Origin of the sequence: Nocardia sp. AB354, assembly GCF_049538315.1 — a bacterium.
Taxonomy (GTDB): Bacteria; Actinomycetota; Actinomycetes; order Mycobacteriales; family Mycobacteriaceae; genus Nocardia; species Nocardia nova.
This window is the reverse complement of the sequence record NZ_JBMVFU010000001.1, coordinates 127,791-146,803: the sequence shown is the minus strand read 5'-3', so window position 1 is coordinate 146,803 and position 19,013 is coordinate 127,791. Positions and strand designations below refer to the sequence as shown.

The 19,013-nt window shown below is 68.3% G+C and carries 21 protein-coding genes; 11 read left to right on the top strand and 10 right to left on the bottom strand.

The window, feature by feature from the left end; all coding sequences use genetic code 11:
* Positions 1 to 3: 3 nt before the first annotated feature.
* Entirely contained in the window at positions 4 to 435 is a 432-nt protein-coding gene (locus tag ACPCUW_RS00725; protein WP_030513572.1) for a succinate dehydrogenase hydrophobic membrane anchor subunit, read from the bottom strand.
* Position 436: 1 nt separating this feature from the next.
* A complete protein-coding gene (gene sdhC / locus ACPCUW_RS00720; protein ID WP_051024341.1) occupies positions 437 to 838 on the bottom strand; it encodes a succinate dehydrogenase, cytochrome b556 subunit in 402 nt (133 codons plus the stop codon).
* A 329-nt stretch (positions 839 to 1,167) separates the two neighbouring features.
* Between sdhC and ACPCUW_RS00715 the strand changes: the two genes are divergently transcribed.
* The 5 genes from ACPCUW_RS00715 to ACPCUW_RS00695 all read left to right on the top strand — a co-directional run bounded on the left by ACPCUW_RS00715 (position 1,168) and on the right by ACPCUW_RS00695 (position 5,276).
* Positions 1,168 to 1,569, top strand: a complete 402-nt coding sequence (locus ACPCUW_RS00715) for a cytidine deaminase (RefSeq protein ID WP_030513574.1) — start codon at positions 1,168 to 1,170, stop codon at positions 1,567 to 1,569.
* 44 nt (positions 1,570 to 1,613) lie between these two features.
* A complete protein-coding gene (locus tag ACPCUW_RS00710) occupies positions 1,614 to 2,900 on the top strand; it encodes a thymidine phosphorylase (RefSeq protein WP_423423377.1) in 1,287 nt (428 codons plus the stop codon).
* Positions 2,901 to 3,047: 147 nt separating this feature from the next.
* Positions 3,048 to 3,572: a DMT family transporter gene (locus ACPCUW_RS00705; RefSeq protein WP_423423376.1), complete on the top strand. Its 525-nt coding sequence runs from the start codon at positions 3,048 to 3,050 to the stop codon at positions 3,570 to 3,572.
* Positions 3,569 to 4,072, top strand: a complete 504-nt coding sequence (locus tag ACPCUW_RS00700) for a DMT family transporter (protein WP_063015626.1) — start codon at positions 3,569 to 3,571, stop codon at positions 4,070 to 4,072. Before ACPCUW_RS00705 ends, ACPCUW_RS00700 begins: the two co-directional genes overlap by 4 nt.
* A gap of 109 nt (positions 4,073 to 4,181) precedes the next feature.
* Complete coding sequence (locus ACPCUW_RS00695) at positions 4,182 to 5,276, top strand: adenosine deaminase (protein ID WP_063015627.1); 1,095 nt, start codon at positions 4,182 to 4,184, stop codon at positions 5,274 to 5,276.
* Between the two features lie 41 nt (positions 5,277 to 5,317).
* Here the strand turns inward: ACPCUW_RS00695 and ACPCUW_RS00690 are convergent, their stop codons facing one another.
* The 5 genes from ACPCUW_RS00690 to ACPCUW_RS00670 form a co-directional block, all read right to left on the bottom strand.
* A complete protein-coding gene (locus ACPCUW_RS00690; protein ID WP_423423375.1) occupies positions 5,318 to 6,568 on the bottom strand; it encodes a primosomal protein in 1,251 nt (416 codons plus the stop codon).
* A gap of 33 nt (positions 6,569 to 6,601) precedes the next feature.
* Positions 6,602 to 6,934 carry a YbaB/EbfC family nucleoid-associated protein gene (locus ACPCUW_RS00685; RefSeq protein ID WP_030513580.1) on the bottom strand — a complete coding sequence of 111 codons (333 nt, stop codon included), beginning with the start codon at positions 6,932 to 6,934 and terminating at the stop codon, positions 6,602 to 6,604.
* A 106-nt stretch (positions 6,935 to 7,040) separates the two neighbouring features.
* The gene (locus ACPCUW_RS00680; protein ID WP_030513581.1) at positions 7,041 to 7,391 is read right to left on the bottom strand and encodes a hypothetical protein; all 351 of its coding nucleotides are present in this window, start codon (positions 7,389 to 7,391) and stop codon (positions 7,041 to 7,043) included.
* Positions 7,388 to 8,530, bottom strand: coding sequence for an NlpC/P60 family protein (locus tag ACPCUW_RS00675; RefSeq protein ID WP_423423374.1), 1,143 nt, complete (start codon positions 8,528 to 8,530; stop codon positions 7,388 to 7,390). Before ACPCUW_RS00675 ends, ACPCUW_RS00680 begins: the two co-directional genes overlap by 4 nt.
* Positions 8,527 to 8,847 carry a type VII secretion target gene (locus tag ACPCUW_RS00670; RefSeq protein ID WP_063026495.1) on the bottom strand — a complete coding sequence of 107 codons (321 nt, stop codon included), beginning with the start codon at positions 8,845 to 8,847 and terminating at the stop codon, positions 8,527 to 8,529. Before ACPCUW_RS00670 ends, ACPCUW_RS00675 begins: the two co-directional genes overlap by 4 nt.
* A 146-nt stretch (positions 8,848 to 8,993) precedes the next feature.
* On the opposite strand from ACPCUW_RS00670, the gene upp reads away from it, so the two are divergent.
* The gene (gene upp / locus ACPCUW_RS00665) at positions 8,994 to 9,623 is read left to right on the top strand and encodes a uracil phosphoribosyltransferase (protein WP_423423373.1); all 630 of its coding nucleotides are present in this window, start codon (positions 8,994 to 8,996) and stop codon (positions 9,621 to 9,623) included.
* Between the two features lie 71 nt (positions 9,624 to 9,694).
* On the opposite strand, the gene ACPCUW_RS00660 is transcribed toward upp, so the two are convergent.
* Complete coding sequence (locus ACPCUW_RS00660) at positions 9,695 to 11,323, bottom strand: phospho-sugar mutase (RefSeq protein ID WP_423423372.1); 1,629 nt, start codon at positions 11,321 to 11,323, stop codon at positions 9,695 to 9,697.
* Positions 11,324 to 11,332: 9 nt separating this feature from the next.
* Positions 11,333 to 12,112, bottom strand: coding sequence for a purine-nucleoside phosphorylase (locus ACPCUW_RS00655; RefSeq protein WP_423423371.1), 780 nt, complete (start codon positions 12,110 to 12,112; stop codon positions 11,333 to 11,335).
* Between the two features lie 101 nt (positions 12,113 to 12,213).
* Between ACPCUW_RS00655 and ACPCUW_RS00650 the strand changes: the two genes are divergently transcribed.
* The 4 genes from ACPCUW_RS00650 to ACPCUW_RS00635 all read left to right on the top strand — a co-directional run bounded on the left by ACPCUW_RS00650 (position 12,214) and on the right by ACPCUW_RS00635 (position 16,698).
* The gene (locus tag ACPCUW_RS00650; RefSeq protein ID WP_423423370.1) at positions 12,214 to 13,122 is read left to right on the top strand and encodes a ribonuclease Z; all 909 of its coding nucleotides are present in this window, start codon (positions 12,214 to 12,216) and stop codon (positions 13,120 to 13,122) included.
* Positions 13,123 to 13,210: 88 nt separating this feature from the next.
* Positions 13,211 to 13,912 (top strand): enoyl-CoA hydratase-related protein, encoded by a 702-nt coding sequence (locus tag ACPCUW_RS00645; RefSeq protein WP_030513588.1) that lies wholly within the window; start codon positions 13,211 to 13,213, stop codon positions 13,910 to 13,912.
* A 45-nt stretch (positions 13,913 to 13,957) separates the two neighbouring features.
* Positions 13,958 to 15,286 carry a M20 family metallopeptidase gene (locus tag ACPCUW_RS00640; protein ID WP_423423369.1) on the top strand — a complete coding sequence of 443 codons (1,329 nt, stop codon included), beginning with the start codon at positions 13,958 to 13,960 and terminating at the stop codon, positions 15,284 to 15,286.
* Between the two features lie 248 nt (positions 15,287 to 15,534).
* Entirely contained in the window at positions 15,535 to 16,698 is a 1,164-nt protein-coding gene (locus tag ACPCUW_RS00635) for a M20 family metallopeptidase (protein WP_063015646.1), read from the top strand.
* A 62-nt stretch (positions 16,699 to 16,760) separates the two neighbouring features.
* Here the strand turns inward: ACPCUW_RS00635 and ACPCUW_RS00630 are convergent, their stop codons facing one another.
* The gene (locus tag ACPCUW_RS00630) at positions 16,761 to 17,243 is read right to left on the bottom strand and encodes a gamma-glutamylcyclotransferase (RefSeq protein WP_063015633.1); all 483 of its coding nucleotides are present in this window, start codon (positions 17,241 to 17,243) and stop codon (positions 16,761 to 16,763) included.
* Between the two features lie 201 nt (positions 17,244 to 17,444).
* Between ACPCUW_RS00630 and ACPCUW_RS00625 the strand changes: the two genes are divergently transcribed.
* Positions 17,445 to 18,863 carry an NAD(P)H-quinone dehydrogenase gene (locus ACPCUW_RS00625; RefSeq protein WP_423423536.1) on the top strand — a complete coding sequence of 473 codons (1,419 nt, stop codon included), beginning with the start codon at positions 17,445 to 17,447 and terminating at the stop codon, positions 18,861 to 18,863.
* Positions 18,864 to 19,013 lie beyond the last annotated feature (150 nt).

Below are 19,013 nucleotides of genomic sequence, written 5' to 3'. Positions count from 1 at the left end.
TTCCTAACTGATGTTGGGGTCGAAGGTGAAGATGACGTAGGTGCCCACGCCCATGATCAGGATCATGGCGACGGCCAGCAGGGTCTTCAGCCAGAAGCGGGTGGAGTCCTTGCGGGAGTAGTCGTCGATGACCGTGCGCAGGCCGTTGCCACCGTGCAGCTGTGCCAGCCACAGCATGGCCAGATCCCAGCACTGCCAGAACGGGCTGGCCCAGCGGCCGGCCACGAAGCCGAAGTTCAGTCGCTTCACGCCGCCGTCGAGCATCAGCATGATCGTCATGTGGCCCAGCACCAGCACGATCAGCAGCAGGCCGGAGAAGCGCATGAACAGCCACGCGTACTTCTCGAAGTTGTTGCCGGAGGAACGGCGCGGGGTGCGGGGCGAGTCGAGGCTGGCGGGACGGTCGTAGGACTTGCCGAGAACAGGTGCGGTCATATCAGTGCTCCGTCAGCAGGTAGAAGAACTGGCGGCCGACGCCGGCGGCGGAGACCAGAACCCAGATGGTGAGCACGATCCACAGCATCAGGCGCTGGTACTTGGGGCCCTTGGACCAGAAGTCGACGAGGATCACGCGGACGCCGTTGAGCGCGTGGAACAGCACGCAGACGACCAGGCCCATCTCCATGAGGGCCACGACCGGGTTCTTGTAGGTCTCGATGGCCCGGTCGTAGGTGTCCGGGCTGACCCGCACCAGAGCGGTGTCGAGTACGTGGACGAACAGGAAGAAGAAGATCGTGACACCGGTGATCCGGTGCATCGCCCAGGACCACATACCCGGGTCGCCGCGGTACAGGGTCTTCCGCTTCGGCTGAGCCGGAGCTTCCAGTGTGGTCGTCATAGAGTGCGGTGCCTCCAACGTCGTTGATGGACACGCCGGCGAGCCGGCAGTCGGATCCGGTCGCAGCTTCGGCATACGCCGAGCATGTGAATCTGGAGAAACACCAGCTCAACTCGGGCGCTGACATCCGGAGGCGGTGGCCGGCGGTGCGTTGCCAAACCTGGACCGATCTGTGGAGAACTCTAATCCCCGGCGATTCGCGGAACTAATTCGGCGTGCCGTGCGTTGAGCCTCCAAGCGGCGAGTTAGGTTTGCCTTGCCTGAATGTTCGACAGCGTCGCGGTGCCATTTCTACGCTGTCATATCAGCCATTCGAGCGGAGGTCCGATATGCCGGAAATTGATTGGGATTCCCTGCGTCACAACGCATTTCGAGTAATGCGTAATGCGTATGCACCGTACTCCGGCTTTCCGGTCGGCGCCGCCGCTCTCACCGCCGGCGGTTCCATTGTGAGCGGCTGCAATGTGGAAAATGTCTCATACGGGCTCGGCGTCTGCGCCGAAACTGTACTCGTCGGTAACTTTTGTTCGTCCGGCGGCGGCCGTTTGCTGGCGGTCGCTGTCTGTGATTCGCACGGGGAAATCCTGATGCCCTGCGGGAGGTGCCGGCAGGTGCTCTACGAGCACGGCGGGCCGGAACTGCTCGTCGACCATCGCGACGGCCCGGTACCCCTGGCGAGGTTGCTGCCGGACGCCTTCGGGCCGGACGATCTGGCCGCCGGCCGGAAATGATGTGAATTTCCGCACCTCGAACGGGATCTGGAAGGCTTTTCGCCATGACCCATACGGCGGTGTCGGTGATCGCGGCCAAGCGCGACGGTGCGGAACTCGACGACGAACAGATCGATTGGGTGGTCGACGCGTTCACTCGCGGCGAGGTCGCCGACGAACAGATGTCGGCCCTGGCGATGGCGATCGTGCTGCGCGGCATGACCCGCCGCGAACTCGCCCGGTGGACGGCCGCGATGATCGCCTCCGGGCAGCGGATGGACTTCGCGGACCTGCCCCGGCCGACCGTCGACAAACACTCGACGGGAGGAGTCGGCGACAAGATCACCCTGCCGCTGGCGCCACTGGTGGCCGCCTGTGGCGCGGCGGTGCCCCAGTTGTCGGGCCGCGGCCTGGGTCACACGGGCGGAACCCTGGACAAGTTGGAATCGATTCCGGGCTGGCGAGCCGATCTGGATACCGCGCGGATGCGGTCGATCCTCGCCGACCCGGAGATCGGCGCGGTGATCTGCGCGGCCGGGGCGGATCTGGCACCGGCCGACAAGCGCCTGTACGCGCTGCGCGATGTGACCGGCACCGTGGAATCGGTTCCGCTCATCGCCAGTTCGATCATGAGCAAGAAGATCGCCGAGGGAACCGGCGCACTCGTCCTGGATGTGAAGGTCGGCAGCGGCGCGTTCATGAAGAATTTCCGCGACGCCACCGAATTGGCCACGGCCATGGTCGAATTGGGGACCGACGCGGGGGTGCGGACGGTCGCGTTGCTCACCGCGATGGACACCCCGCTCGGGCGTACCGCGGGCAATGCGCTCGAGGTCGCCGAAGCGGTGGAGGTTCTGGCCGGCGGCGGCCCGGCGGATGTCGTCGAGCTGACGGTGGCGCTGGCGCGAGAGATGGTGGCGCAGGCCGGTATTCGCGATGTCGACCCCGCCGCCGCGCTGGCCGACGGCCGCGCGATGGATCACTGGCGGGCGATGATCACGGCGCAGGGCGGCGATCCCGACGCGCCCCTGCCGCGGGCACGGCACACCGAAACCCTGATGGCGCAGGAATCGGGCGTCATCACCCGGCTGGATGCGATGGCCGTGGGGCTCGCCGCCTGGCGGCTCGGTGCCGGACGCGCTCGTCAGGGCGATCCCGTGCAGTTCGGTGCCGGTATCGAGATGCACTGCAAGCCGGGCGATCCGGTCACAGCCGGGAAGCCGCTGTTCACCCTGCACACCGACTCCGAAGCGGCCGTACCCACGGCGATCGCGACACTGCGGGCGGGATTCGACATCGGAGCGGTTCCGCCGACCGCGCATCCGCTGATCCTGGGGCGGATCGGCCTCTGAGCATAGTTGGTGACCTGTCTATTGTGCCAATAACCAACGGCACGTCATTCAGGTTGCTATTCTGTGCTCGCGCGACCGCAGAATCCGGCTGGTGAGCACCGCCTGCGTGCGGCGGCATTCGTTGTCACCTAGCGAAGGACGTGTCTCGTGGGTGCTGTCGCTCTCGGACTGATCTTCTTGTTCATCCTGGCCGCCGGCGGATTACGGTCCGTCGAGGTCGGATGCCAGAACACACAGAAATTCCATCTGAAGAACATGTGGCTGTGCGCGGTGGTGTCCTACGCCGTCGCGCTGGCCGGATTCTCGGTCTTCCTCGTGATCTCGACCGTGGTTTCGCATTCGCCGTGGCCGACGTGGGCCGATGTGGAACGGATGCCCTGGTGGGCGCCGTTCGGCGGGCTGATCGGCGGTGTCGTGGTGATCGGCATGATCACCGTGGCCAAATATGTCGGTGTCGCCACCTTCAACGCCGTCGTCATCGTGGCCGAAATGCTGGTCGCGCTGGTGATGGACGACCTGGGCGCAATGGGTTTCGCCGAGCGGCACGCGACGCCGCCGCGGCTGCTGGCCGCGGCGCTGATCACCGTGGCGGTGTATCTCATGGCGAGCGATTCCCGGGAGGCGGCGCCCGGGCCACCCGAGTTCGTGCCGGCCGGGGAGGCGGCGCGATGACCGCCCGCACCACTGTCCGGCAGGCGGCGCTCGGCCGCGGGGCGATGATTCTCGTCTTCGTCCTGATGCTCGTCGGCGGCGCCCTGCGCTCGGTCGAGGCCGGATGCCAGAACTCGCTCAAACTCGCCCTGCACAACGTCTTTCTGTGCGGCGTGATCTCGTACGCGGTGGCGCTCGCCGGTGTCGGCGCGATATTCGCTGTGACACTGGCGATTTCGCCGCATCAGCCGTGGCCGTCCCGATCGGATCTGAAGACGATGCCCCGATGGGCTCCCTTCGGCGGGCTCACCGGCGGCGCCGCCATCTTCGCGATGATCACGGTGGCCTCCAGCGTCGGAGTGAGCACCTTCAACGCCCTGATCATCGCCGGTCAGATGCTGCTCGCGGCGGCCATGGACCATTTCGGTGTGATGGGTTTCCCACGCCGGCCGGTCAGCGCGCAGCGGCTGGCGGGCTGTGCGCTGATCGTCGTGGGCGCCTATCTGATGGCCAGGTACTGAGCCGAGTCCGGCTACATGCGGGCGACCGCCGGGCAACGACAGGCCGGCGGGCAGATGCACACCCGGCAAGTTGCCTGCACGGGCCCGCGAATGCGGATAGCGTCGTTACATGACTGGACCGATGCCTTTGACTCTCGCCTCGATCCGCCAGGCCCCCAAGGCCGTGCTGCACGACCATCTCGACGGTGGCCTGCGTCCCGCGACCGTGCTCGAACTGGCCGAGGACTGCGGATACGACCAGCTACCCGCCACCGACGCGCAGGCCCTGGCGCAGTGGTTCCGCGAAGCGGCCGACAGCGGATCGCTCGAGCGCTATCTGGAGACCTTCGCGCACACGGTGGCGGTGATGCAGACCCCGGAGGGACTGCGGCGGGTGGCGCGCGAATGCGCACTGGACCTGGCCGCCGACGGGGTGGTGTACGCCGAGGTCCGCTTCGCGCCCGAACAGCATCTCGAACGCGACCTCACTCTCGACGAGGTCGTCGAGCACACCCTGGCAGGCTTTCGCGAGGGCGAGCGGCTGGCCGCCGAAGCCGGCACCCCCATCCGGGTGACCTGCCTGCTCACCGCCATGCGTCACGCCGCCCGCTCCCGCGAGATCGCCGAGCTGACGGTGCGCTTCCGCGACCGCGGGGTCGGCGGATTCGACATCGCCGGAGCCGAGGCGGGCTATCCGCCCTCGCGGCATCTGGACGCCTTCGAATACATGCGCGCCAACTGCGCGCAGTTCACCATTCACGCCGGGGAGGCGTTCGGGCTGCCGTCGATCCACGAGGCGCTGGCGTTCTGCGGCTGCGATCGGCTCGGGCACGGGGTGCGGATCACCGACGACATCTTCGACGGCGACGGCTCCGAGCCCACCCTCGGGCTGGTGGCCAATTACGTTCGCGACAAACGGATTCCGCTCGAGCTGTGTCCCTCGTCCAATGTGCAGACCGGTGCCGTGCCGGCTCTGGACAAGCATCCGTTCGACCTGCTGGCGCGGTTGCGGTTCCGGGTCACCGTCAACACCGACAACCGGCTCATGAGCGATACCGACATGAGCCGGGAAATGTTGAAGCTGGTCGAAACCTTCGGCTACGGCTGGAGCGATCTGGAACGGTTCACGATCAACGCCATGAAGTCGGCGTTCATCCCGTTCCCCGACCGGCTGCGCATCATCGACGAGGTGATCAAGCCCGGTTACGCCGTGCTGATCGGATGACCACCGCGTCCCTCGGTCGATGACCGCGCCTCGGGAATCGGCTAGCCCTTCTCCAGCCGGTTCTCGAAGGCCTGCTCCAGCGCTCGCCAGCTCTCGGCCTCGGCGGTGAACGGCGGACTCGGCGCCAGCCGGGTCGGGTCCGGCTCCAGCAGGTAGGAGACGTACCAGCCCAGCGGCGTCGACTTCGCCAGTGCCTGCTCGACGGAGTCGTCACCGACGTAATCGGCTGCGTCGGTGAACAATTCGACCGCCAGATCCAGCTGGTCGATATCGACCGCCTTGGGTCCCTGGCCCAGGTCGTCGGCCAGGCCCGGCAGCACGTAGACGTTCTCCTCGGTGACCTCGACCTCGAGCGAGCCGTCGACCGCCGCCGTGCGAACCTCGCCGTAGGTGCTGACCCGCGCCAGATCGTGGTCGTGATCGTCGGCCAGGTAGCGGGCCAGCGCGCGCTCGGAGGGGAAGACGGTGATGGTGCCGTCGTGGCCGAGGAACACCGGCTCGTCGTCCAGATAGCAACGCAGGGTGAAGAATTCGCCTTCGGACGTGACGATCTTGACCGGGTCGATGCCGACCTCGTGCCAGAAGGTCTCCTCTTCGTCCTCGTCGTCTTCCTCGTCCTCGTCGAGGTCGACCGGCTCGATATCGTCGTCGTCGGTGTCGGCGACGTCCTCGGCGTCGACGACGTTCTCCTCGGCGGCCAGCAGTTCCGCCTCGGCGACGGCCAGCGCTTCCTGGTCGACATCCGGAGAGGCCACCACAGAATCGATGGCATCGATGACCCGGTCCCAGTCCTTGGCGATCGCGTTGCCGACCTGGTCCCACAGCTGTTCGCCGTCGCGGCCGACGAACGCGGTTACACCCGCCGGCAGAGCGCCGAGGACGGGATGGGAGCCGAAGAACTTGGTGACAACCTCGAGTTCGCACACCTCGCCGATGGTGCGGACCATCTCGAGGGTCTCTTCCAGTTCGGCGATGGTCTCCGGGTCGGGTTCACCGGCCGCGAGTTCGGGGACGCCGACCAGATCGAAGACGTGCTCCTCCTGGGGCTCCAGCTCGGCGGCGGACAAACCCACGACGACCTTCCAGGACGGATGGTCCACCAGATCGTTGTCGTCGTTGGTCCGGATGAACGCGGCGAGCTCCGCGGGGGAGTCGAATCCGTAGAGCTCGTCCTCGTGACCGAGGAATGCCTCCCACTCGTCGTCACCGTCTCGCCAGCGCGGTGCCCACAGGGTGACCAGATCGCCGTCGGTGAGACCGAGCTCGATCGGGACGATGTCTCCAGAAGCCATGACCGGAAGCCTATCGAGCCGTCGCCTTCGGCACTATTCGGCCCGCCCCCCAACGTTTCCCGATTCGGGCGCGGTGAAGGCGGAATTGAGGGTGGCGACCACCTCCGAGCGCTGCTCTCCCGCATTCTGCGCCGCCTGCTGGCAGGCCCAGATGATCAACTGGCCCACTTCGGCCGGAGAATGCGAGGTGACGGCCTCGGACAGGTCCAGGCCGACCAGGGCGCCGTCGCTGTCGACCTCGACGCTCACCGAACCGTCCTCGGCGGTGAACCGGCCGCGCACGTTCTTCAGGTTGTAGAGCGCCGCCTCGAGGGCCTCGAGTTTATTCGTCGCCGCGGCGACGAGGGCATCCATTTCCGCGCTCACAGTGCGTCCTTTCCGGCAGATGCGCCAACGCTCATGCTGTGCTTGTCAACCGTACGAACGGGGCGCAGCGCGGTTACGCTCCGCAGCCTGTTTTGCCCGCGACCGTTCATACGGGCCTCATCCAGCTGGTGGGGCCGGTGTCCTCGTCGTCCATGCGGTCGAGTTCGTCGACGGCTTCCTGGCGGGTGGGCAGGCCCAATTTGTCCAGGATCTCGGTGGGCATGCCGGATTCGGCGAGCAGTTCGCGCCGGCGGGCCTTGGCGACGATCGCCGACCGCTTGGTCAGCCGCAGAATCTCCGCGGCCAAAGCCTGTGCGCCGTAACGGTATTCGCTGCGCTCGAATTTGATCTCCACCGGAATGCCCTGATCGGTCGCCCGCACACTGATGGTGCCCGCGCGATTGGTGCTGGCGGCGACCGTGACGCTCGGGATCTGCTGGTGCTGCGGCTGGCTCATGACGCCGGCCTGTAGAACCCGTGGAACGCCATTCCCATGTTCTCCGTTCGAATCGGGTCGATCTGCACCGGATCACCGGCCTCGACCATCTGTCCGTTACCGACGACCATCGCGACGTGACCGTCCCAGATGGCCAGATCGCCCGGCATGACATCGCCCGGGCTCACCGGTGTAGCGCCGGCACTCTGATCGCAGGCGAGTCGGGGCAGGTCGACGCCGGCCTCGCCGTAGGCCCACTTGGTCAGGCCGCTGCAGTCCAGGCCGGCCCCGGGGGTGTTGCCGCCCCAGACGTACGGCGTGCCGCAGGCGCTGATCGCGGCCTTGACCGCGGTGGCGGCCTTCTGATTGGGCGCCTCGACCTGGCTGCCGTCGGGCAGGGTGATCATGACGCCGCCGTGGCGGCCGGGCTTGTCGGCGCCGGACTGCTGGGCTCCGGGAGTTCTCGTGCCGCCCGAGCTCGACCGCGACTGCGTCGCCGCGGAGGCCGGGCTGGTCATGCTGCTCATCATCGAACCGCCGCTCGATACCAGACCGCCGAGCAGTGAGCCGGCCGTCTGCGCACCGGTGCTCAGCGCGGGTGCGGCGGCAGCGGCCGCGGCCACCGGAGCGCTCGACATGGACGGCGTCGGCGGGGGCGGGGTGAGGTCGTTCATGGAGGTGGTGTGCGTGTCGAGTTCCGACCGCACCCGGCCGACCACGCCGAGCGCCTGGCCGAAATGGTCGATCGCGGAATTCACCACGGTGATCAGTCCCGGGGGAGTCGTCACCGCGGGCCCCAGCGCCGTGACCGACTGCACGAACGACTGGACGATTCCGTCGAGTTCCTTCTGGCCCGTCTGCACCGAGGCGGCGGCCTGGCTGACCACATCGGCCATATCGTTGCCGCGATCCGACATCGCGGCCGCCGAGGTCTGCACCTTGAGCGCCTTGTCCATCGCCGCGTCGCCACCACCGCCGTTCCAGGCGTTGGTCATCTGATTGATGCTCGCGCTACCGGCCTGATGAATTCCGTCGAGATGGGTGGACACCTGGCGCAGCGCATCGGCCGGGCCGCCGGCGGGCAGCACCCCGGAGCCGAAGCTGGTGAGCAGATCAATGAGTGGCTGGGCGAGTGCGTCGAGATCGATGACGCCCGTCATCCGATCGGGCCTTCCGCGGCGCGCAGGGCGGCGGCGTGGGCGGCGTCGGTTTCGGAATAGGTGGCGGCGGCGCCCGTCGCGGCGGCTCCCACACTGCCCATCACCGCGGACAGTTCGCCGATCCCGGCGACATGCCCGGCATGGGCCGCGGCATAGGCGGCGACGAAATCGCCCCCCACCAAACCGAAGATCGGACCGAGCAGGACCGGGTCGGCGCCGGCGGCGCCCGCCGCGGCCACACCCATTTCACCGGCCAGTCCCGCAGCTGTGGCACCGTAGGCGGCGACGCCCTCGGTGTCGACCGAGATCCTGTGCATCAACATCCCCCATCGTGCTGGTCTGGTGGCAGATTACGTCATCCGAGTAGTTCGACGCATGCCCCTGCGCAACGGTTCCCACTCCGGTTGCGGAAATCCGCCCTCGGTTGCCGATTTCCAACCCCGACAGACCTTATCGTTCCCTCATGCGTACGCATATCGTGGAACACCCGCTGACGGTCACCCTCCTGACGACCATGCGCGATGCCCGCACATCCAACGCGGGATTCCGGGCGGCACTGGCCGATCTGACCGGATTCCTCGTCTACGAAGCGCTGCGGGAAGCCCCGACCCACACCTTCGACATCGACACCCCGGTGGCGCCGACCCGGGGCGCCCGGCTGGCGCAACCACCGCTGCTGGTGCCGGTCCTGCGCGCCGGCCTCGGCATGGTCGACGCCGCCAGTGCGCTGATTCCGGAATCCCGTGTCGGTTTCGTCGGCGTGGCGCGCGACGAGCAGACCCATCGGCCGGTGCCGTACATGGAATCGCTGCCGGCGGACCTGTCGGGCCTGCCGGTCTTCGTCCTCGATCCGATGCTGGCCACCGGTGGATCGATGCGCCACACCCTGGAACTGCTGTCCGCCCGCAACGCCACCGACATCACCGCCGTCTGCGTCGTCGCCGCCCCGGAAGGCATTGCCGCGCTGGAGAAATCGGGTCTGCCGGTGCGACTGGTGACCGCCGCGGTCGACTCCGGACTCAATGCCGACGCCTTCATCGTGCCGGGGCTGGGTGACGCCGGCGACCGCCAATTCGGCCCGCGCCACGACTGATGCCGCCCGCCGCCGAGTAGCATCCAGCCGAACCGCGGGATCGGTAGGGTTCGCGCGGAAGGCTCAGCTGTTCACAACTTCTCGCAGAACTCGCGCAGTGCCGAGAGTCGTTGTGCTGCAACCGCTTTCGACGAAGTCAGCGAGTCGCGGTCGCGAACCGGCTCGACGACCTCCAGATAGCATTTGAGTTTCGGCTCGGTACCCGAGGGGCGGATGACGATGCGTTGCCCCTCGCCTTCGAAGATCAAGGCGTCGGTGCGCATCCGGCCGCGAGCCGTGGACAGGTCGGTGCAGGTGACGGGCACGCCCGCGATGGCATCGGGCGGCGTATCGCGCAGGCGGGCAACGGCTCGAGCGGCAACCGCCTGATCGGGCAGTCGCAGCGAGACCTGGTCGCCGGCGTGCAGCCCGAATTCCACGGCGTAGTCGTCGAGGACGTCGAGCAGGGAACGCCCCTGCTCGCGCAGGCGGGCGGTGAGGTCGGCGGCGGCGACGGCGGCGGTGATGCCGTCCTTGTCGCGCACGGCAGCCGGGTCGACGCAGTGGCCGATGGCCTCCTCGTAGGCGTACACGAGGCCCTCCCCGGCGCGAGCCAGCCATTTGAATCCGGTGAGCGTCTCGGCGTACCGGGCCCCGCGCGCCGGCGCGAGTTTCCCCAGCAGTCGCGACGATACGACGGTGGTCGCGACCAGCGCGTCCGGTGCCGCGTTGCGCAGGACGTAGTCGGCCAGCAGCACACCGGTTTCGTCGCCGCGCAGCATGCGCCACCCGTTGGGGCCGGGGACCGCGAGCGCGCAGCGATCGGCATCGGGATCGAGTGCGACGGCGAGGTCGGCGTCGATCTTCTCCGCCAGTGCCAGCAGCAGATCGGCGGCGCCGGGTTCCTCCGGATTCGGGAACGCCACCGTAGGGAAGTCCGGATCGGGTGCGAACTGTTCCTCGACCACATGGACGTCGTGGAACCCGGCGGCGGCCAGCGCGGCCACCGCCGTCTCGCCGCCGACGCCGTGCATGGGGGTCAGCGCGATCCGGATATCGGGGCGCTGCACCGTCATTCGGTCTCCCGCAATCGGTTCGCCGTCCTGTGCCTCGCCCATAGTGTGGTGGCCCGCATGGACCGGAACAGTTCGCGCGCCGCCGATCGCCTCGGGCACGGCAGCGGCTCGCGCCAGATAGCGGCGGACGAGTTCCTCGCCGAGTTCGGCTCGCCCGGCATCATCGGGCAGCGACAGGATCGACGGTGAGGGGGCGCCGGCGGCCGGATCGGTGCGGGCGATCGGTTCGGTGACCGCATCGATACAGCGCTCGATCTCGGCGTCGGCGGGCGGGATCAGCTGCGAACCGCCGTCCAGATAGAGCTTGTACCCGTTGTCCGTGGCGGGGTTGTGGGACGCCGTGATCTGCACGCCGGCCACCGCACCCAGCTCCCGTACCGCGAACGCCACGATCGGCGTCGGCAGCGGCCGTGGCAGGAGCAGCACCGAAAAGCCCGCTGCGGCAAACACTTCCGCGGTGACCGTGGCGAACTCCGCGGAGCCGTGCCGGGCGTCGCGACCGACGATCACCAGACCACCGCCGAGGCAGCGGTCCCGGAGCCACGCCGCCACACCGGCGCTCGCGCGTGCCACGGTGCCGATGTTCATCCCGTCCGGCCCCTCCTGGAGCGGGCCGCGCAGACCTGCCGTTCCGAATCGCAACATGGCGCCCGCCTACAGCCGTTCCAGCACACCGCGCAACAATTTGCCCAATCTCGGTGCGGCGGCCTGCCCTTCGGCGAGTACCTCCTGGTGGGACAGCGGTGCGCCGGTCACGCCCGCGGCCAGATTGGTCACCAGCGATATGCCCAGCAGCCGCAGCCCCAGCGAGCGGGCCGCGATCGCCTCCAGCACGGTCGACATGCCGACCAGATCGGCGCCCATGCCGCCGAGCATACGGATCTCGGCGGGCGTCTCGTACTGCGGTCCGTTCAGGCCCGCGTAGACGCCCTCACTCAGCGACGGGTCGATTTCCCTTGCCAGCGTGCGCAATTCGGGATCCCAGGCATCGACCATGTTCACGAACGCGGCACCGGTGAGCGGAGTGCGCCCGGTGAGATTGAGGTGATCGCTGATCAGCACGGGCTCGCCGACGCGCAGGCCCGGGCGGATACCGCCCGCGGCGTTGGTGAGGATCACCGTCTCGGCACCCGCCGCGGCCGCCGCGTGCACCGCGTGCACCACCCGATGCGGTTCGTACCCCTCGTAGAGGTGCTGGCGGCCCATCATCAGCAGCACCGGCACCTCGCCGACGCCCACCGAATGCACGATGCCCTGATGGCCCTGCGCCGTCGGCGGTTCGAAGCCGGGCAGCTCGGTCATCGGAATCGACGCCCGCGGCGCTCCGATCTCGGTGGCGGCGGACTGCCAGCCGGATCCGAGTATCACCGCGACCCGATGGTGCGTGACTCCCGTACGTGTGGCGATCGCCTCGGCGGCCTGTTCGGCAAGCATGCGCCCACGATAGTGCGCCGACGGGCCGGTTGTGCGCGTCGCGGGCCGGACACGACCACCGCCGCCGGGCGCGGTCGCCGGGGCGGGGGCAGGATAGTGCCGTGCGTGAACTCGTGGTCCTCGGGACGGCCAGTCAGGTGCCGACCCGCCGACGCAATCACAACGGATATCTGTTGCGCTGGGACGGTGACGGCCTGCTGTTCGATCCCGGCGAGGGGACGCAGCGGCAGATGCTGTTCGCGGGGGTTTCGGCGAGTGGCATCACCCGGATCGGGCTGACGCACTTCCACGGTGATCACTGCCTGGGCCTGCCCGGGGTGCTGGCGCGGCTGAATCTGGACCAGGTGACCCGTCCGGTCGACATCTGCTTTCCGGAATCGGGTGCCGATCTGCTCACGCACCTGCGCGGGGTGGTACCCCCGTTTCCCGGTCTGCGCGAACATCCGATCGACGCGGACGGTCCGGTGCCGCTGCCCGACGCGCCGTTCACCTTCGAGGCCGTGCGGCTGTCGCATCGCATCGACACCTTCGGCTACCGGCTGGTCGAACCCGACAGCCATCGGATCCTGCCGGAGCGGCTCGCCGAATTCGGCCTGGCGGGTCCGGTGGTCGGGGCACTGCAGCGCGAAGGCGCGGTGCGACTGCCCGACGGTCGTACGGTCACTGTCGACGAGGTCTCGGCCCCGCGGCCCGGACAGCGCTTCGCCTTCGTGATGGACACCCGAATGTGTTCGGGCATAGCCGAATTGGCCGACGGCGCCGATATGCTCGTCATCGAGTCGACCTTCCTGGAGGCCGAGGCGCAGCTGGCCGACGATTTCGGCCATCTCACCGCGGGGCAGGCGGCACGCGTGGCCGCGGAGGCGGGCGTGCGGACCCTCGTCCTCACCCATTTCTCGCAGCGCTACGGCGATCTGTCCGGGCACCGGGCCGAGGCGGAGCGGTATTTCGACGGGGAGCTGGTGATCGCCGAGGATCTGATGCGGGTGCCGATCCCGCCACGTCGCTGACACGTACCCGGCCGGTGATGACAACTCGTCGGTAACTTGGCCGGGGGTGTGATGCGGCCGTTCATACGGCGCTGCATATTCTCTGCCTATGCCGTACTTGGACCGTGACGGGGACGTATTCGTGCTCTACCTCGGCAACGAGGGTCAGACCGACAGCGAGAACCGCTTCCACCCCGACTGGATCGACGCCTTCCACGCGAAACTGGACGAGGTAGAGGCCGCCGAGGGGCCGGCGGCGCTGGTCACGGTGGCCACCGGAAAGTTCTTCAGCAACGGCCTGGACACCGACTGGCTGTTCGGCAACATGGACAAGATGCACTGGTACCTGGACCGGGTGCATTCCGTCTTCAGCCGGTTGCTGGCCTTCGGTATGCCGACCGTCGCCGCGCTGAACGGCCACGCCTTCGGCGCCGGCGCCATGCTGGCCACCTCGCACGACTTCCGGGTGATGCGCTCGGATCGCGGGTACTGGTGCCTGCCCGAGGTTCACCTCGGGATGCCGTTCACGGTCGCGATGAACGCGCTCGTCACCGAACGGCTGACCAATCAGGTCGCGCTCGAGGCGATGACCACGGGCCGGCGCTACGGTGCCGCCGACGCGATCGCCGCGGGCATCGTCGACGAGGCGGCCGAGGCGGACGGCGTCCTGGCCGCGGCCGTGGCGCGGGCCGCGGCGCTGACCGGCAACCGCAAGCCGAATCTGCCGGTCATCAAGCGTGCGCTGCACGGACGGGCGCTCGCGGGCCTGAATACCCCGACCACACCGGAGAATCTCGCCTTCGGCTCCTGATAACCCGATGATCATCGCGTGGCGCACAGTGCGAGACTGTGTGCCATGCCACGCAGCGGGGACGAACGCAGCTGGAGTCGAACGGGCCGGTCGGCGCACCGGGCCGCGGCGCCCGGCTGCGCCCGCGCCGACGATGCCGGTGCCGACGATGCTCGTGCCGACGATTTCGACGCGCAGGTGGCCCCGGCCGATCCTGCCCTCCTCGCCGCCACCGATACCGCGGTCACGGCCGCCGAATCGGATCTGATCGCCCTCTCGCATTCCATTCACGCCGAACCCGAGCTGGCGTTCGCCGAGCACCACAGTGTCGCCAAGACGCTGGTCCCGCTGCGTGAGCGCGGATTCGGTATCGAGACGCCGGTCGCGGACCTGGACACCGCCTTCGTCGCCACCTACGGCAGCGGTGATCTGGTGGTCGGAATCTGCGCCGAATACGACGCGCTGCCCGAGATCGGTCACGCCTGCGGCCACAACATCATCGCCGCGGCGGCGGTGGGCGCGGGCCTGGCCCTGGCCGAGGTGGCCGATCGGTGCGGCCTCACCGTGAAGGTGTTCGGCACGCCGGCCGAGGAGAGCGGCGGCGGCAAGGTGCTGATGCTCGAGCGCGGCGTCTTCGACGGGGTCGCGATGGCCCTGATGGTGCACCCGGGTCCGCTGGACATCGTGGGTGCGCGGTCGCTGGCGCTGGCCGATCTGTCGGTGTCCTTCCACGGCCGCGAGGCACATGCCAGCGCCGCGCCGGAGTACGGCCGCAACGCCGGGGACGCCGCCACCGTCGCGCAGGTCGCACTGGGTCTGCTGCGTCAGCATCTGCGCCCCGGCCAGCAACTCCACGGTATAGTCGAGTCGGGCGGTGTTGCCCCGAATATCGTGCCCGGCCATGCGGAACTGTTGTATTACCTGCGGGCAGACGATTCCGCATCCCTCGACGATCTGCTGCAGCGCGCCTCGGCCTGCTTCGAGGCGGGAGCGCTGGCGACCGGATGCACCCATGAAATCCGGGCGCTGGCGCCCACATATACCGAGCTCACGCCGGATTCCGCACTACTGTGTGCCTACCGCGAGCAAATCATCGGTATGGGTCGCATGCCGCTCGCGCCGGACCTCGAGGCAGCACGGCCGCTGGGCAGTACCGATATGGGCAATGTCACCAACGTCATTCCCGGCATCCACCCGGTTATCGGCATCGAGGCGAACGGCGCGGTGACACACCAGCGGGAGTTCGCCGCGGCCTGTGTGACGCCGTCGGCCGATCTCGCGGTGGCCGACGGGGCGCGGGCACTGGCCCGTACCGCAATCCAGGTTGCGGGCGATCAACTACACAGGGACAGGTTGTTGGAGCGCAGTATTCAGCGACAGGAGGAAATTCGGTGAGCACGATCGGCCGGTCATCACCGGCGGGCCGCGAAGGAGATGCCGCGGCGGGTCGCGGCGACGATACCGCCACCGGTTCGGAGGACGACTCCGCGACCGGTGCGCGCCCTTCCGCGGCGGCGGGTCGCACAGCAGCAGCCCCGGGCCTGCAGGGCAAGGCGGCCACACCGGGCCTGCAGGGCAAGGCGCTGGGCCCGGAGGCCGGTACGTGTCGGCACACCGGGCTCGCGACCGGACGGCAGGCGGAGATCACGGCCGGGCAGGCGGCGGTCGAGGCGTGGCTGCGGGACCACGGTGACGATCTGATCGGCTGGCGCCGCCACATCCACGCCAATCCGGAACTGTCCCGCGCCGAGCACGGCACCACCGAATTCGTCGAGTCCTGGCTGGTGAAGGCCGGTCTGGAACCGCGCAAACTGCCCACCGGCACCGGTTTGATCTGCGATATCGGCCCGGCGGGGCCACGCCTGGCCCTGCGCGCCGATATGGATGCGCTCCCGCTGCAGGAGTACACCGGCCGGCCGTTCGCCTCGACCGTCCCCGGGGTATCCCACGCCTGCGGTCACGACGCGCACACCGCGATCCTGCTCGGCACCGCCCTGGCCCTCGCCGAGATGGACGAACTGCCGGTCGGCGTCCGGTTGGTCTTCCAGCACGCCGAGGAGGTCATGCCCGGCGGTGCCATCGATATGGTCGCCGCGGGTGCGATGGACGACGTCTCGCGGGTGTTCGCCCTGCACTGCGATCCCCGGCTCGAGGTCGGCCGGATCGGGGTGCGGGTCGGAGCCATCACCTCGGCCGCCGACACCGTGGAACTGGTGCTCGACTCGCCGGGCGGGCACACCTCCCGGCCGCATCTGACCAGCGATCTGGTCTATGCCATCGGCACCGTCATCACCGGCCTGCCGGGTCTGCTCAGCCGTCGCATCGATCCGCGAACCAGCACGGTGATGGTGTGGGGCGCGGTATCGGCGGGGAAGGCGCCCAATGCGATTCCGCAGACCGGCATGCTGACCGGGACCGTGCGGACCGGGGATCACACCACCTGGTCGCTGCTCGAGCCGATGGTCCGCGAAATCGTCGACGGACTGCTCGCCCCGACCGGCGTGCGATATCAGCTGAACTACAAGCGCGGCGTGCCGCCGGTGGTCAACGACGAATTCTCCACCCGGATGTTCGAGGACGCGATTCTCGGTCTGGGCCCGGACGCGCTCTCGGATACTCCGCAGTCGGGCGGTGGCGAGGACTTCTCCTGGTACCTCGAGGAGGTTCCGGGTGCGATGGCACGACTGGGCGTGTGGTCGGGCGAGGGCCCGCAACTGGACATCCACCAGCCGACCTTCGACATCGACGAGCGCGCGCTGGCGGCCGGCGTGCGCGTGATGACCAATCTGGTCCTGCAGGCACGCTGACGGGGCGGCCCGCCGGGTGCGAACTCGGCGGGCTGTTCGGCTCTGCCCCCGCGGTTGTCCGGCTACATCGAGCCGAAAGTCCCCGGACCGACGTTGCGGCTGTTGCGGGTGCGCAGTGCGTGGACGTAATCGGCCGGGGCTCCGGCCTTTTCGGCCGCGTCGGCGATCACACCGATGTAGCGGGCCGAGGGCAGCCCGCCCTCGTAGGCATCCAGCACGTACAGCCACGCCAAACCCGGCTGCGTACCCGTGCCCGAATTGGGCGAGACCCGGAGCCGGATCTTCTTGTGGATACCGAAATCCGAACCCTCCCACCGGTCGAGGCTCTGCTCGTCCTCGGCGGAGACGTCGTACAGCACGACGAAGACCCGGGAGCCCGGATCCTCGACCACCGTCGCGAGCGGCCCTTCCCAGCCGATGTCGTCGCCGGCGAAGGTCAGGCGCCACCCTTCCAGCCAGCCCGTTCCGTAGACGGGGGAGTGCGGACAGCGCTTGAGCATCTGCTCCGGGTCCATATTGGATCCGTAGGCGGCGTATATCGGCACCTGGCAAGAGTATCGAATGTAGGGACCGCTTGTTTCGATCCGGCCGGGTTCGGGCCCTGCCTGTCTTCGGCGAGGCGGGGGAATGTCCGGAGAATTACCGGAAGGTGACACGCGCAACGTCACCCATGACGCGGTCAAAACGATGAGGAGCAGGACCGATAACGTTGACGGCAGTGCCGGAGATCCCGGCCGGACGGCTCGATAGCGGAGGTACACATGGCCCGCATTGCAATCATCGGGGGTGGCCCCGCAGGCTACGAGGCGGCGTTGGTGGCAGCTCAGCACGGAGCCACGGTCACCGTGATCGACTCCGACGGTATCGGTGGCGCATGCGTGCTGTGGGACTGCGTCCCGTCCAAGACCTTCATCGCTTCGACCGGGGTGCGCACCGATCTGCGCCGCGCGCGTGATCTGGGCATCACGGTGCACATGGCGCAGGCACAGGTGCGATTGTCGGAGGTCAACTCCCGGGTGAAGGCGCTGGCGCAGGCGCAGTCGTCCGACATCCGGTCCAAGTTGCAGGCCGCCGGAGTCACCGTCCTCAACGGCCGCGGTCAGCTGATCGACCAGATCGCCGGTCTGGCCACACATCTGGTGCGCGCGACGCTCGCCGACGGCACCGAACGGGTGATGGAGGCCGAGATCGTCCTGATCGCCACCGGCGCCAGCCCGCGGGTGCTGCGCGGCGCCGAACCCGACGGTGAGCGCATTCTCACCTGGCGTCAGCTCTACGACCTCAAGGAGCTGCCGGAAACGCTGGTCGTGGTCGGCTCCGGTGTCACGGGCGCCGAATTCGTCTCCGCGTACACCGAGATGGGCGTGAAGGTGAAGCTCGTGTCCAGCCGCGACCGGATGATGCCGGGAGAGGACGCCGACGCCGCGCTGGTCCTCGAGGACGCCCTGGCCGAACGCGGGGTGGAGCTCGTCAAGCAGGCCCGGGCCGACGCCGTCGAGCGGACCGCGGACGGGATCGTGGTCAAACTGTCCGACGGGCGCACGGTCACCGGCTCTCATGCGCTGATGACGGTCGGTTCCACGCCCAATACCCAGGATCTGGGCCTCGAGCGCATCGGCATCGAACTAGACCGCGGCGGCTATCTGCGCGTCGACCGCGTCTCGCGGACGGCCGTGCCCGGGATCTATGCCGCCGGCGACTGCACCGGCCTGCTGCCGCTGGCCTCGGTCGCGGCGATGCAGGGCCGGATCGCGATGTATCACGCACTCGGCGAGGGCGTGCAGCCGATCCGGTTGAAGACGGTCGCCTCCGCGGTGTTCACCCGGCCCGAGATCGCCACGGTCGGTGTCAGCCAGACCGCGATCGACAACGGTGAGGTGCCCGCGCGCACGGTGATGCTGCCGCTCAACACCAATCCGCGGGCCAAGATGTCGGGCCTGCGCCGCGGTTTCGTGAAGATCTTCTGCCGGCCCGCCACCGGCGTGGTGATCGGTGGCGTGGTGGTCGCGCCCATCGCCTCCGAACTGATCCTGCCGATCGCGATCGCGGTACAGAACAACCTGACGGTGAACGACCTGGCACAGACGTTCTCGGTGTACCCGTCGCTGTCCGGATCGGTCACCGAGGCGGCGCGGCAACTGATGCGTCACGACGACCTCGATTAGTGTGCGGCTGCTGTTTCAAATGTGCTGCCCCGCTTGACGTTTTGCCGGACGGAGTGCGGCTTCCCACAGCCGGGTAGCACCAGTTGCCTGAAACTTGTTCGTGTGGTTCACTTCCGGCAGAGATGTCGGTGGTGGGCGGTTGGCAGGTTC